Genomic DNA, 12046 nt, shown 5'->3' on the forward strand with positions numbered 1-12046 from the left:
AAGCCGCCCCCTCCCCACGGGGCGGCTTTTCGTGCTCGAAGGTATGTTTGACACCGCCATGCGCCCGCTGCGAAACTTAGTTTCGAAAGAAGAGGCGAGCGGCCGTCAAGGGCGACACGCCACTCATCCCCCAGGATAGGAGCGGGATTGAGAACGATTCCGTGCGCGCAGGCCCCCGAAGCTTGGTTCTCCGACTCGCACCTCGGCGTCGAGTTTGCGAAGGCGCAATGTCGGGCACGGTGCCCCCTGCTCGATGAGTGCGCCGAGCGGGGCGAGGGTGAGCCTCACGGCGTGTGGGGCGGCATGTCCCCGTCGGACCGCCTCAGTGCTGATCGTCAACGCCGCGAAGTCGGCGAGCGTGAACTGAACGCGCGCATCATCGAGTTGCGGCAGGGTGGCATGAGTGTGCGCGCCATGGCTGCCGAACTGGACATACCCCGAAAGACCCTCTCGGATCGTATCAAGAGGCTCGAACTCGCCGTATAGCGGGACCGATTCGCTCCGTGGAAGCGGAACGATCTCCACTGGTTCTCCACGGTTCGAACATGTAGCCTATTCAAGTGTTCGCGCCGGCACAGGGGGTGCTGACGCAACAGGCGCGAGGGAACGTCCATTGACTAGCAACGCCGTAGAGCAGTTCGAAACGGTCATAGACCAAGAGGCCATCTCTGAGATGGATCTCATAGATGTTGACGTGCTGGTGGACATACCCTCTGTGATCAGCCTTGCTCGGCTGAGATACGAAGGGGGCACCTTGTTCGAGATGGCGTGGTGCCCGAACGGCGTCGGCGTTGATGACGTCAACGCGGTTGAGCCGCTGATACCTCAGCGGTCCATCAGGCTCGGCGCCCGGATCAGCGACACGCTCGGGTGCCCGTGCAAGGACGAGGTCACTTACTCTCTCTGGCTCTTCGAGTAAGTGGAACGTTCGAGGCGTACAACTGAAGATCATCCAGCAGACAAGAGGCAGCCCCCCAACTGCCTCTTTTTTGCGCCCTCAAGCTGTTATTCGAAATGGAGTCACGTCGTGACCGCTGTCCCCTCAAACGCCTTCGCGGACGCCTCCGCTGCGACCATCCGCAGCCTTACGGGCGACGAGATCGCCATTCGCCCCATGTACGACTCGAAGATCGGTCGCGTAGTTGTTCAGCTCGCTGCGGCCGGTTTCTCGGTCCTGCTCGACAGCAGTGCTATCGCCGAGCTGCGCGACAAGGTCGCGCTCGCTGCGTACCTCGGCGAAGTTCTGAACGTCGTGGCCGGCCACCCGACCCCACACCCCAGGACGCGCCCGTGACGGACCCCCAGAAGCCCCCGCATCGCTCCGTATCGCAGTATCAGACCTTCGTGCGATGCGGAGAGGCGTACCGCCTTGAGAAGGTCGCGAAGGCCCCGCAGACGCCCGCCGCGTGGTTCCACCAAGGGACCGCGTTTCACGAAGCCGTCGAGCTGTGGGAGAAGAGCAACCGGCGGCACGGCCCCGACGAGATGGCCGAGTGGTTCGAGACTGCATGGCAGCGCGAGCACGCGAAGGCCCTTGAAGTCGAGCCGGATACTTCGAAGTGGCTTACGGGCGGGAAGATCAAGCCCGCGGTCGACATCGAGCGCAGGCACGAGAAGGGGCTTGCGCAGGTAGACGCGTACTTCTGGTACGCGCAAGAGGCCGAGTGGAAGATCTGGGAGCCCGCCGAGGGCATCAAGGCGATTGAGCTTCCGTTCGAGCTTGACCTAGACGGCGTACGGGTCATCGGGTACATCGACCAGGTTGTTGAGTACCCGGACGGGCACCTACGGGTGCGCGACCTCAAGACCGGCACGAAGTTGCCCGACACGGCCTTTCAGCTCGCCATGTACGACCACGCCCTTGACGACATGTTCGGCGTGAAGCCCGGCTTCGGAGACTTCTACATGGCGAAGAACACCGCGCCTACTGATCCGTGGAATCTCCAGGATTACACCCGCGAAAAGATCACCCGTTGGCTGACGAACATGGACCGAGCCGTGCGGCTCGGTCTCTTCCTGCCCAACCCCGGTGACGCTTGCCGCACTTGCAATGTCCGTCGCTTCTGCGACTTCAACGGGCAAGACGCCCGACAGTACCCGGCATAGGAGAAAACGAATGGGCAGGATCAGCGCCACGCTCAAGGCCCACGGCGGGCACGATGCAACGTGGGTCGTCATCGAAGCCGAGAACATGGCCGAACTCACCGACCTTCTGACCAACTACACCCAGTGCGGCATTTCTGCCCTGGTCGGTGAAGCGGTCACGATGCTGCGCGCGGAAGAGGCTCTTGGTTCGATCCTCGGCGCGCGTCCGGTCGAGCACCCCGGCAACTACGACCAGCGGCCGGCCGGTGCCCCGCAGCAGCAGGGTGGTTACGCCCCGCCGCAGCAGGGCGGATACGCGGCCCCTGCCGCGCAGCAGGGAACGCCGCACGGGCAGCCCCCGACGTGCCCGCACGGCACGAAGAAGTTCCTTGAGCGGCCCTACAAGAACGGCAAGCCGGGGTCGTGGCGAGCGTGGGCTTGCCCCGCCCCGCAGGGTGACCCGAGCGCCTGCAAGCTGGAGTTCATCAAGTAGCAGCGAGCCCGTGTAAACGGACACGAAGCTGTTATTCGAAACGGCAGGGGCGCGACTGCCGCACACCAACGCGCTCCCTCCAACTCCCCGAAGGGTTCACCCATGCCTTCTATTGAGTCCCGCTTCCGACAGTTCCACAACGACAACCCGCACGTCCTCAAGGAAATGGAGCGGCTTGCGAAGCAATGGTTCGAGTCGGGCAAGTCGTCTCTCGGCGTTCAGCTTCTCTTCGAAGTCATGCGGTGGGACCGATCCATCAAGACGAAGTCGAGCGATGAGTTCAAGGTGAACAACGACTTCGCCGCTCACTACGCCCGAATGATGATCGCTCGGAATCCCAACTGGGCCGGTCGCATCCGCATGCGCGCCCTGCGCTCCGCCTGATCCCCGAAGGGGGAAGCTTGTACACGATCGTTCGCGCAAAGGGGGATGCGGGCAAGGCTGGTGAGCCACTGCCGACCCTCTGGAAGACGCTCGCTGCCGCGACCGTCCACTTCCGCCGAGGACAGTTCACGCTCATCGCTGCGGCACCTGGTGTGGGAAAGAGCGCGCTGAGCCTCTGCCTCTCGCTGCACGCTGGAGTGCCGAGCTACTACTTCAGCGCCGACACGGACGCTCAGACCATGTTTGTGCGCGCTGCTGCGAACGTGAGCGGCTGGAGCACGCGAGACATCGAGAACGCCCTTGAGACCGGCAACACGACCGCCGTTGAAGCGCAGTTGAACGGCCTCGATCACCTCCGTTGGGATTTTCAAGCATCCCTCACCATCGACGATCTCGAAGCCGAGCTGAAGGCTTTCGCGATCACCTACGGGGCGTGGCCTGAACTCATTGTCGTCGACAACCTCTCGAACGTCGTGCCGGACGTCGAGAGCGACAGCAGCTCTTACGTGGGCCTTGAGAAGGTCTGCGAGTACCTTCACGAACTCGCGCGCATGACGGGCGCGTGCGTCGTGGCGCTCCACCACGTCAAGGGCGACTCGAACGACGGCGACAAGCCCGTTCCCCTGTCTCAGATCAAGGGGCAGATCGGGCGCGTGCCCGAGATGATCCTGACGCTTCACCGTGTCGGCGAAGACGAAGACCGGCGCATGGGTGTCTCTGTCGTGAAGAACAGGACCGGGCGCGCGGACGCGTCCGGCGCCATGACTCTCTATCTCGAAGCCGACATGGAACGGATGCGGCTCACGGGATGAAGTGCCTTGAGGTTCGAGTGAACGGCATCCCCGCCCCGCAGGGCAGTAAGCGCCATGTAGGCGGGGGAGTCATGATCGAGTCGTCAAAGAAGGTCAAGCCGTGGCGCTCGGCAGTCGCCACTGTGACCGAGAAGGTCGACTTCCCCGAGCTGCCGTATGTGCGCGTCGTCGTCTGGTTCTTCATGCCCCGACCGAAGAGCCACTACCGGACCGGGCGCTTCTCGCACCTGCTCAGGGCCGGCGCACCCCCGTACCCCGGAAAGTACCCGGACCTAGACAAGCTCTGCCGCAGCACGCTCGACGCGCTGCGCATGGGGGGCGCGTATCGCGATGACGCCCAGGTCGTGAAGCTGAACGCTTTCAAGGTGTACGCGCACCAGGACGAAGAGCCCGGAGCGCTCATCCGCATATCCGACGCTGACTCCGAGCTTTGATCCCGCCATAGCCGCGAAGATAATATTCGAAACGTAAAGGGGGGTCATGGAGAATGGAAAAGCCGCCCATTGCAGATGTACTTGAGGCTTACGGAGCGACTGACGTTCCCGAAGGCTCTCGGTATCGGAAAATGAAGTGCCCCTTCCATGAAGACCGGAATGCCTCGGCTTCCGTCTGCACAGAAGGGAACCGCTTCCGCTGCTTTGCGTGCGATATCTCGGGTGACAGCTTCGACGTCATCACTCATCAGGAAGGATGCCGTGACTTCAATTGTGCCCGAGCCTGCGCTGAGAAGCTTCTTGGAAGAAGCTACGGCCAGGTACGAAGCGACGCTTCGCAGCGAGGCGGGTATGCGCGCCGAGGAGTATTTGACGAGTCGGGGCCTGTCCGAGGACAGCGTTCGCTCGCTTCGGCTGGGCTACGTAGAAAACCCCTTGCCGGGGCATGAGAGCGCACGCGAATATATTTCCGTCCCGTACCTCACCCGAGCAGGGGTTACGACTGTCCGCTTCCGCCGAATCGGCGAAGGCGGAGGACCGAAGTACCGCAGCGTTCCAGGTGATCCGCCCCGCATCTTCAACGCGAACGCCTTGCTCATTCCGAGCGATCACATCGCGATTTGCGAAGGCGAGTTCGATGCAATCGCAGCGCAGCAGGCGGGTATTCCCGCTGTGGGCATTGCGGGTGTCGGGTGCTGGAACCCGTACTTTGCGCGCTGCTTCAAGGGGTATAAGGCAGTCTTCATCCTCGCCGACAATGACCCGCTGAAGAAGAAGAGGAACTGCCGCGAGTGCGCCGACATGGGCAATGCGGAATGCCTCGGCCACAACGTTGGATGCGAGTTCGCGGAGAAGATCGCCCCCAGTATCAATAACGCACGCGTCTCGCCGATGCCCGAGGGACACGACGTGAACAGCTTCCTTATCGAGCATGGCGCTTCGGCACTGCTCGAACGATTGGAGATCAAGAAGTGACCCCCGAGCAGCTCGCGAATGGCTTCTACGAGTTCACGAAGGAGTGCACTCGGCGAATCCTCACCGTCGGCGCCGACCAGTACAGCAACGGCGAAGAGCCGAAGTTCGAGACTATGCCGCTTCCCGAGCTTGTCGCTTGGGCCCGCGAAGAAGCCCAAGATCTCGGCGTGTACGCGGCCATGCTCGACATCCGATTGCAGCGGCTCGAAGCCGTTGCTCGGCGGCTTCTGTCGCTCTAACACTCACCGCGGACTCAGGAGACACCTTGAAGCGAATCGTCGTCCTCAGCGACATGCAGATTCCCTATCACGACAAGCGCGCCGTGAAGAACGTGCTCACGTTCATCAAGGATTGGAAGCCGGACGGCGTCGCGTCCGTGGGCGACGATCTCGACTTTCCAATGATCTCGCGCTGGACTCGCGGGATGGCTGGCGAGTACGCGGGCGACATGCAGAGCCACGTACAGCAGGGGCGAGGCTTCTACCGCCGTGTACGCGAAGTGCACGCCGGCCCGATTCACGTCATGCGCTCGAACCACACCGACCGCCCCATGAACTACCTGCGCCAGTACGCCCCCGGCTTCATGGGCTACGAAGCGCTCACGTTCCCCGCCATGATGCAGTTCGAGCAGCTCGGCGTGACGTACCACGAAGAGCCGTGGGAGATCGCTCCCGGATGGCTGCTCGCGCACGGCGACGAAGGCGGGCAGAACCGCACCCCCGGCGGCACCGCGCTCGGTCTCGCGCGCCGCTGGGGGTACTCCGTGATCTGCGGTCACACGCACAAGCTCGGCTTGCAGCACGATCACGACGTAGTCAACGGTCGCATCACGCGGCACCGCTACGGCTTCGAAGTCGGCAACCTCATGAATATGAAGGAAGCCAGATACCTCAAGGCGGGCAGCGCCAATTGGAACCAAGGCTTCGGCCTTCTTCTGGTCGAGAACCGGCGCGTCACTCCCGTGCCTGTCGTGATCCACGCGAACGGAACCTTCACGGTCGACGGAACCACCTACGGCGTTTAAACGGTCCGAAACTACTATTCGAAACGAGGAAGACAGTATGGCTATCGACTGGGACCGTTACACGAAGCTCGCCGATTCCGTCGCGCGCAGGGTCGCCGCCGAATACCCCGGATTCGACGCCGAGGACATCCGACAGGAGATCCTGCTTCAGGTGCTGGAGCGACAGAGCACCTTCGAGAAGGCTGACTATGTCGAAGGGCAGCTTCGGACGAACTTCAAGCAGTTCGCTTACGCCTACTGCGGCGCCGAGCGGTATTCGTACATCGCGCACTCGGCCGAGTACGTCTACACGATGATCGAAGTTCGGCAGCTCTTCGATAAGGCTTTCTTCCGCCCCGAGCTGTGGGAAACCATGCCCCGCAAGGAAGACGGTGTTTCCGTCGCGGCTGGCGGGATCGTCGTCGCGCTGTGGGACATCAACGAAGCCTTCAACTTGCTGCCGCCCGACTATCAGACGGTCATCGTCCGTCGATACGAACTTGAGGAAAACCTGACGGGCGCCGAGAAAGTACGCCTCCAGCGCGCCATCGACAAGGTGACGCGCTCCCTGAATAACTCTGTCGTGCGCAGGCAGGAAGAGGCGAAGAAGCACTACGGCCCCGGTCTCCGTACGGTCGGCGCTCTCGCCGACTAGTAGCACTCAAACTAGGTTTGAAACCGCCATGGGGTTGCTGCGAAACTAAGCATGCGAACGAGGAAAGAGCCGGTGAAACGGCCCGGCTCTTTCCTCCCCAATCAAAGGGGGAGCATGCGCGGAACGCGCCCTACCCTCGCCATTCTCGACGAAGCACGGATGTGCTTTGAGGTTCTCGTCACTGACGGAGTTCCGCCGAGAAAGGCATACGACTACGCCAACAAGGTGCTTCCCGAGGGGTTCGACCTGCGGGATTTCGAAGAGAGCGAGAGAGCGTGAAGATGCTGCGAGAAGAGAAGCGGCTCATCGGCGGAATCGGCGGGTTCACCGTGCTCGCCCTGGTCGCGGTCGGCGTGGTGGCGTGCACCGCGACGGACTCGTGTGCAGCCGGGGGACGTGGCGGGGGCCGCTCGGGATCGTCGTTCTCGAAGCCCGCACCTCCTCGGCCGGCCCCGCGCCACCAGTCGCCGAAGAGGCCGGGCGCGTCGATCGGCGGAACGTACGCGCACCCCGTCTACGTTCACACGGGCGACGACTGCGACTGATGCTCCGCATCCTCGTAACCGGCTCGCGCGACTGGTGGGACGTCAACACCATTCGCCGAGCCATTTTCCGCGAGTTGTACGAGATGAAGTGTCCGCACGAGTGGGCGACGCTGCTTCACGGCGCTTGCCCGACCGGCGCTGACGCTATCGCCGACAACTACGCGAAGAACTTCGGGATGCGCGTAGAGCGCTATCCCGCCGATTGGGACCGCTTCGGCAAGCGTGCGGGCTTCATCCGCAATGCCGCCCTGGTCGAGCAGCGTCCAGACGTCTGCCTCGCCTTCATCCGCGCCAGCTCCCGCGGCGCATCCATGACCGCTGCACTCGCCGAGAAGGCGGGAATCCCGACTGTGAGGTACGTAGCGTGATTCGCGTCATCGTCGACAACCCGCACGGCTACTACCCGAAGTTTCCTCGGGTGATCGAGGGCGAGACCGAAGAGAGCGTGGACCGGCAGGTGAAGCGTTGCCTGTCCGGCATCAAGGGGCAGTATTCGGGCCCCGCGTTCCGGCAGACAACCGTAACGCGCGTGATCGGCACTCAGGACGCGTCCGCGCAGTACGTGACTGAGGGGGCCGAGTGACCGAGTCGCCGATGGAACGGCGTTGCGCCGCGTACCGCGACAAGCTCAAGGGCGAGCCGTACGCGAGCATCGTCCCGAGCAGAGCGCCTGAGCTGAAATATCACGGGAACATCGGGCGTGCGAAGCAGGCAGTCACCTACAGCGAGTGGATCTACAACGCCGAAACCCGCCGATCCTCTCGGAGCGTGCGCGGGGGCGAGATCTACCGGCGCACGGCGGATGGCTGGGAGCTTCTTCACCGTGTCGAGCAGGGAACGCCCGAGAGCGAGCTTCCGTGGAAGCAGCAGGGGGCCGAGCCTGTCGAGCCGGGCCCCGTTCCCTGATACCCTCCGAACGGAACGGCTTCCCCTTCTCTCGCTGACACGTTTGAAGGTTGCCGCTCAAGACGGCCCCCGCTTCGGCGGGGGCCGTTCTGCGTTTGAGGGGCCGGACAGCACAAGCTGTCCGGCCTGCCACGGTGGACGCTGCGTCACCCGCCGAGACAGCTTCACCCTACCCGCCGAGCGCGTGTAAACGCACCTTCAAACTGTGTTTGAAACTAGGTTTGACAACACCGTTTAAACGGCCTACTGTCTTCCCTGTCAGCGAGAAACCGGCCGAACGGCCGGCCAGTAAAGGGGAAGCGCAATGGAGAAGATGAAGCCCGCTCAGGCCGTGAAGCTCGCCACGAAGAAGGGCGAACTGATGTGGGGCGGTCGCGGCTCGCGGAAGAGCCCCCTCAAGGCCCCCGTTCGCGTCACGCTCGAATTCCTGCCCCGTGGCGTGATCATGGTTATCGACGCCGAGACCGGCGAGCAGGTCGACAAGATTCGGACCGGCACGGAGTTCTTCGCCGCGAAGGCGCCCCGCCGCAAGCCCGCCCCGAAGGTCGAGCCGAAGCCCGAGGCTCCCGCCGAGGCGCCGCAGGAGGAATCGTTCTTCGCCCCGGAAGAGGCCGAGGCGTACCTGATCGGCGAGAAGAAGGCGGACCAGGACGAAGAGAAGCCTGCCCCGGTCACGACGCGCGAGCAGTGGCTTCACGCGGCCATCAACCTTCTGCGTCCTGACTTCGTGGCTCTCGGTCTGCCGATTCCCGCGCGAGTTCAGATCTCGGTCGGCTTCGGCTACGGCGCGAAGGCCGAAAGTAAGAAGATTCTCGGAGAGTGCTGGTCGAAGTCGGCGACCGTCGACCGCGTGAATCACATCTTCATCAGCCCCGAAATCACCGACGTCGTAGACGTACTGGCGACCGTCGTGCATGAGCTTGTGCACGCTGCCGACGACAACGTGAACGGCCACAAGGGCCGCTTCGCGAAGGTCGCGAAGGCCCTCGGCCTCACGGGGCAGATGACCGCCACCTACGCCGGTCCCGAGCTTGCGAAGAAGCTCCGCAGCATCGCCGAGCAGCTCGGCGCCTACCCGCACTCGGCGCTGTACCCGATGGGCGCCCCGATCTCCCTCCCGAAGCCCAAGGAGGAAGCCCCCGAGGGCGACGACCGGGACGAAACCGAGGGTGAGGGCGAGACCGAAGCGCCGGTCTCTTCCGGCCCGAAGAAGCAGGGCACCAGGATGCTCAAGGTGGTCTGCTCGGAAGACTGCGAATGCGGTGGGTACACGGTCCGCACTACTCAGAAGTGGCTCGCCATGGGAACCCCCCGCTGTCCCTTCGGGGGAGAGATGGAGATTGCCGCGTAAGGCTCGGCAAAGGCCCCCGCTTCGGCGGGGGCCTTACTGCGTTTAAACGTTGCGCCACTCCAACTTCGAATGATAGTTTCTCCTTGTCAGCGAGAGAGCGGCCCCGGAGGGGGCCGAACGAAGGGGAAACAGAATGAACAGCATGGACCGTAACCGCATCGTCCGTGACCTTCGCGTTGCCGAGCTTTACGTGGAAGAGATTCGGGGGGCTCTCGTCAACTACGAGATTTGCCGCATGTGGGCCGTGCGCGACGAGCAGACCCGAGAGCTTGCCTACTGGGAGGGGGAGGTTCGGTCGCTGCGCGAGAAGCTCGCAGTCGCGTAAGCGGCTTTGGGGCCCCCGCTTCGGCGGGGGCCTTCTCTCGTTTCCCCAACCTGACATTGAATGCTGGGACTTTCGAGTGATAGATTCCCTGCCGTCAGCGAGAGAGCGGCCCCGGAAGGGGCCGAACGAAGGGGAAACAGAATGGCTATGGAGCGCAGCGACCATGCAGCCGCGAGCGTCATCGTCGGAATCGGCGGAATCGGCTTCGCCCTGAGTTATGAAGCTCTCTACAAGGCCGCCGTCTCGGCCGGCATGTCCCCCATGCTGTCCTACGGCTACCCGCTCATTGTCGAAGGCTTCGTAACGATTGCCACGTGGACGGCTTACCGGTTGCGCGACAGGGGGTGGACCGCGACGGCTTACCCGTGGCTTCTCGCGGTCGCCTTCTTCGGCTACTCGCTGTGGGTCAACTCGATGCCTGACACCCTGCTCGGCCCGGTCGTGAGGGGCGTGCCCTCGGTCGCCCTCGGCTTCGCTGTCCACCTCTTCACGCAACTGCGGAAGAAGCGCACGGCCGAGCCGGTCGCCCTGGTCGAACTGCTCGACGACGAAGAGGGCGAAGAGCCGCTGTCCGTCGAGCCGTGGCCCGCGTGGGAGCCCCCGACGACCCAGACGGCCCTTCCGCTCGTGAGCGCTACGTTCGAAGCGGAGAAGCCGCGACCGGCGAGCGAGCACGCTGCCGTGCGCATGTGGGCCCGAGCGAGCGGCTTCAACGTCAAGGACACGGGGCGCATGCCTCAGAGTGTCTACGCGGCCTTCGAGCGGGCTCACGCGTAACCCCTGCCGCACTCCCTTAAGCCCCCCGCTTCGGCGGGGGGCTTCTTCGTGCTTCGAAACTGAGCTTGCTTGACTTCGAAACATAGTTTAGGTTGGCGCCTGTCAGCGAGAGAACAGGTAGGCCCCCCGATGCGAGTGCACCGCACCCAGCATGACCGCGACTTCACTGTCATGCCGAACACGATCCTTCGCCACAAGAAGCTGAGCCTGACGGCTCGCGGCCTGCTCGGGCACCTGCTCAGCCTGCCGGACGGCGCGAAGGTGACGGTAGAGAGGGTCTGCGTCGAGGTTGAGGAAGGCCGCGAGCGCGTGCGCAAGGCCATGGGGCAGCTTGAGACGCTTGGCTATGTCCGGCGCGTCCGTCGGCAGCTTGAGGGTGGCCTCTGGTCGACCGTGCTGCACGTCTCGGACGTCCCGATGACCGAGGCTCCCGCCGAGCTTCCGAATGACAGGTTCCCGACGGTCGGTGAGCCGAAGGGCCGGGCCGTCGGCGCTCCCCCCGTAGGGGGAAAGGAACTCAGGAAAGAACTTCCCCCTACCCCCGTCGCGAAGAAGGCTGAGCAGGGTCCGGCCGAGCAGCGGCAGGGAAGGGAGGGAGATTCCCCGAAGCGAGACGAGAAGCAGAGCGAGCAGCTCGACCGCGCGCTGTCCCTGCTGCGGCGCCTCGGACTCTCCGAAGCTCGCCTTGAGGTGAGCGCGGCTCACGCTCTGGACGTGGCCCCCCTGGTCGTCGAGTGGTTCGCTCGCGGACTCACAGATCTCGAAGTGCGTACCGCGCTGGTCGCCGGTCTTCCCGAACACGTGAAGTCGCCCCGCGCGCTGCTGAAGCACCGCCTCACCGCCATGCTCCCCGAGTGGCGCTACACCGCCCCTGACGGCCCCTCTGCGCCCCGTGGCGTGCGTGAGCGGGTCGAGTGTGTCGACTGCGGCCGATGGCTCCCCGAAGGGGCCCCTATGGGCTACTGCCGCGACTGCAAGCCTGCCGAGCCCCTCGCTGCTACCCGTGCCCCTGCTGCTGTCGTCATCGACAACCGGGCCGGACGTGAGCGGGTGCGCGCCGCTCTCGCTGATGCCGATTTCTAAGCTTCGAAACTGTCATTGACGCACAGTTTCGAAACCTAGTAACGTGAGCCTTGTCAGCGAGAGGCGAGCTAGGGAATGCGGAAGTGGCAAAGCCGAGGAAGCAGAAGACGGATCCTCAAAGCCTCGCTGAGGCAATCGGCGCAACGGGCTACAGGGTCGAGCGGCGAACGCACGGATGGCTGTGCTTCCCCGAGGACAAGACGCAACCGGCGGAGTGG

General features: G+C 63.7%; 19 protein-coding genes and 1 pseudogene. All 20 read left to right on the forward strand.

Annotation, left to right across the window (positions count from 1 at the left end; genetic code table 11):
* The first annotated feature begins 147 nt into the window (after positions 1-147).
* The gene (locus tag ABZZ79_RS01185; protein ID WP_356685133.1) at positions 148-486 is read left to right on the forward strand and encodes a WhiB family transcriptional regulator; all 339 of its coding nucleotides are present in this window, start codon (positions 148-150) and stop codon (positions 484-486) included.
* A 127-nt stretch (positions 487-613) separates the two neighbouring features.
* Positions 614-919, forward strand: a complete 306-nt coding sequence (locus tag ABZZ79_RS01190) for a hypothetical protein (protein ID WP_356685135.1) — start codon at positions 614-616, stop codon at positions 917-919.
* A 108-nt stretch (positions 920-1027) separates the two neighbouring features.
* On the forward strand, positions 1028-1294 hold the full coding sequence (locus tag ABZZ79_RS01195; RefSeq protein WP_356685137.1) for a hypothetical protein: 267 nt from the start codon (positions 1028-1030) through the stop codon (positions 1292-1294).
* Positions 1291-2106: a PD-(D/E)XK nuclease family protein gene (locus ABZZ79_RS01200; RefSeq protein WP_356685139.1), complete on the forward strand. Its 816-nt coding sequence runs from the start codon at positions 1291-1293 to the stop codon at positions 2104-2106. Before ABZZ79_RS01195 ends, ABZZ79_RS01200 begins: the two co-directional genes overlap by 4 nt.
* Positions 2107-2116: 10 nt before the next feature.
* Positions 2117-2578: a hypothetical protein gene (locus ABZZ79_RS01205; protein ID WP_356685141.1), complete on the forward strand. Its 462-nt coding sequence runs from the start codon at positions 2117-2119 to the stop codon at positions 2576-2578.
* A gap of 102 nt (positions 2579-2680) precedes the next feature.
* Positions 2681-2962, forward strand: coding sequence for a hypothetical protein (locus ABZZ79_RS01210; RefSeq protein WP_356685143.1), 282 nt, complete (start codon positions 2681-2683; stop codon positions 2960-2962).
* A gap of 17 nt (positions 2963-2979) precedes the next feature.
* Complete coding sequence (locus ABZZ79_RS01215; protein ID WP_356685145.1) at positions 2980-3774, forward strand: DnaB-like helicase C-terminal domain-containing protein; 795 nt, start codon at positions 2980-2982, stop codon at positions 3772-3774.
* Complete coding sequence (locus ABZZ79_RS01220; protein WP_356685147.1) at positions 3771-4208, forward strand: RusA family crossover junction endodeoxyribonuclease; 438 nt, start codon at positions 3771-3773, stop codon at positions 4206-4208. Before ABZZ79_RS01215 ends, ABZZ79_RS01220 begins: the two co-directional genes overlap by 4 nt.
* 53 nt (positions 4209-4261) lie before the next feature.
* Positions 4262-4411 (forward strand): annotated as a pseudogene (locus tag ABZZ79_RS01225) (hypothetical protein); the annotation flags it as partial.
* A gap of 58 nt (positions 4412-4469) precedes the next feature.
* Entirely contained in the window at positions 4470-5183 is a 714-nt protein-coding gene (locus ABZZ79_RS01230) for a hypothetical protein (protein WP_356685877.1), read from the forward strand.
* Positions 5180-5422, forward strand: coding sequence for a hypothetical protein (locus tag ABZZ79_RS01235; RefSeq protein ID WP_356685149.1), 243 nt, complete (start codon positions 5180-5182; stop codon positions 5420-5422). Before ABZZ79_RS01230 ends, ABZZ79_RS01235 begins: the two co-directional genes overlap by 4 nt.
* Before the next feature lie 26 nt (positions 5423-5448).
* Positions 5449-6207 (forward strand): hypothetical protein, encoded by a 759-nt coding sequence (locus ABZZ79_RS01240; RefSeq protein WP_356685151.1) that lies wholly within the window; start codon positions 5449-5451, stop codon positions 6205-6207.
* A 37-nt stretch (positions 6208-6244) separates the two neighbouring features.
* Entirely contained in the window at positions 6245-6841 is a 597-nt protein-coding gene (locus ABZZ79_RS01245; RefSeq protein WP_356685153.1) for a hypothetical protein, read from the forward strand.
* A gap of 544 nt (positions 6842-7385) precedes the next feature.
* Complete coding sequence (locus ABZZ79_RS01250) at positions 7386-7754, forward strand: SLOG family protein (RefSeq protein ID WP_356685155.1); 369 nt, start codon at positions 7386-7388, stop codon at positions 7752-7754.
* Positions 7751-7969, forward strand: a complete 219-nt coding sequence (locus ABZZ79_RS01255; RefSeq protein WP_356685157.1) for a hypothetical protein — start codon at positions 7751-7753, stop codon at positions 7967-7969. Before ABZZ79_RS01250 ends, ABZZ79_RS01255 begins: the two co-directional genes overlap by 4 nt.
* Positions 7966-8292, forward strand: a complete 327-nt coding sequence (locus ABZZ79_RS01260) for a hypothetical protein (protein ID WP_356685159.1) — start codon at positions 7966-7968, stop codon at positions 8290-8292. Before ABZZ79_RS01255 ends, ABZZ79_RS01260 begins: the two co-directional genes overlap by 4 nt.
* A 304-nt stretch (positions 8293-8596) precedes the next feature.
* The gene (locus ABZZ79_RS01265; RefSeq protein ID WP_356685161.1) at positions 8597-9643 is read left to right on the forward strand and encodes a hypothetical protein; all 1047 of its coding nucleotides are present in this window, start codon (positions 8597-8599) and stop codon (positions 9641-9643) included.
* A 133-nt stretch (positions 9644-9776) separates the two neighbouring features.
* Complete coding sequence (locus ABZZ79_RS01270) at positions 9777-9968, forward strand: hypothetical protein (RefSeq protein WP_356685163.1); 192 nt, start codon at positions 9777-9779, stop codon at positions 9966-9968.
* Positions 9969-10115: 147 nt separating this feature from the next.
* Positions 10116-10745 carry a DUF2637 domain-containing protein gene (locus tag ABZZ79_RS01275; RefSeq protein WP_356685165.1) on the forward strand — a complete coding sequence of 210 codons (630 nt, stop codon included), beginning with the start codon at positions 10116-10118 and terminating at the stop codon, positions 10743-10745.
* A gap of 171 nt (positions 10746-10916) precedes the next feature.
* On the forward strand, positions 10917-11828 hold the full coding sequence (locus ABZZ79_RS01280; RefSeq protein ID WP_356685167.1) for a hypothetical protein: 912 nt from the start codon (positions 10917-10919) through the stop codon (positions 11826-11828).
* Positions 11829-12046 lie beyond the last annotated feature (218 nt).

Origin of the sequence: Streptomyces sp. NPDC006458 (assembly GCF_040612135.1) — a bacterium.
GTDB lineage: Bacteria > Actinomycetota > Actinomycetes > Streptomycetales > Streptomycetaceae > Streptomyces.

Excerpts from the sequence above, each read along its gene's own strand:
- ABZZ79_RS01205 (WP_356685141.1), top strand. The coding sequence starts at position 2,117 with ATGGGCAGGATCAGCGCCACGCTCAAGGCCCACGGCGGGCACGATGCA.
- ABZZ79_RS01210 (WP_356685143.1), top strand. The coding sequence starts at position 2,681 with ATGCCTTCTATTGAGTCCCGCTTCCGACAGTTCCACAACGACAACCCG.
- ABZZ79_RS01220 (WP_356685147.1), top strand. The coding sequence starts at position 3,771 with ATGAAGTGCCTTGAGGTTCGAGTGAACGGCATCCCCGCCCCGCAGGGC.
- ABZZ79_RS01245 (WP_356685153.1), top strand. The coding sequence starts at position 6,245 with ATGGCTATCGACTGGGACCGTTACACGAAGCTCGCCGATTCCGTCGCG.
- ABZZ79_RS01250 (WP_356685155.1), top strand. The coding sequence starts at position 7,386 with ATGCTCCGCATCCTCGTAACCGGCTCGCGCGACTGGTGGGACGTCAAC.
- ABZZ79_RS01265 (WP_356685161.1), top strand. The coding sequence starts at position 8,597 with ATGGAGAAGATGAAGCCCGCTCAGGCCGTGAAGCTCGCCACGAAGAAG.
- ABZZ79_RS01270 (WP_356685163.1), top strand. The coding sequence starts at position 9,777 with ATGAACAGCATGGACCGTAACCGCATCGTCCGTGACCTTCGCGTTGCC.
- ABZZ79_RS01275 (WP_356685165.1), top strand. The coding sequence starts at position 10,116 with ATGGAGCGCAGCGACCATGCAGCCGCGAGCGTCATCGTCGGAATCGGC.
- ABZZ79_RS01280 (WP_356685167.1), top strand. The coding sequence starts at position 10,917 with ATGCCGAACACGATCCTTCGCCACAAGAAGCTGAGCCTGACGGCTCGC.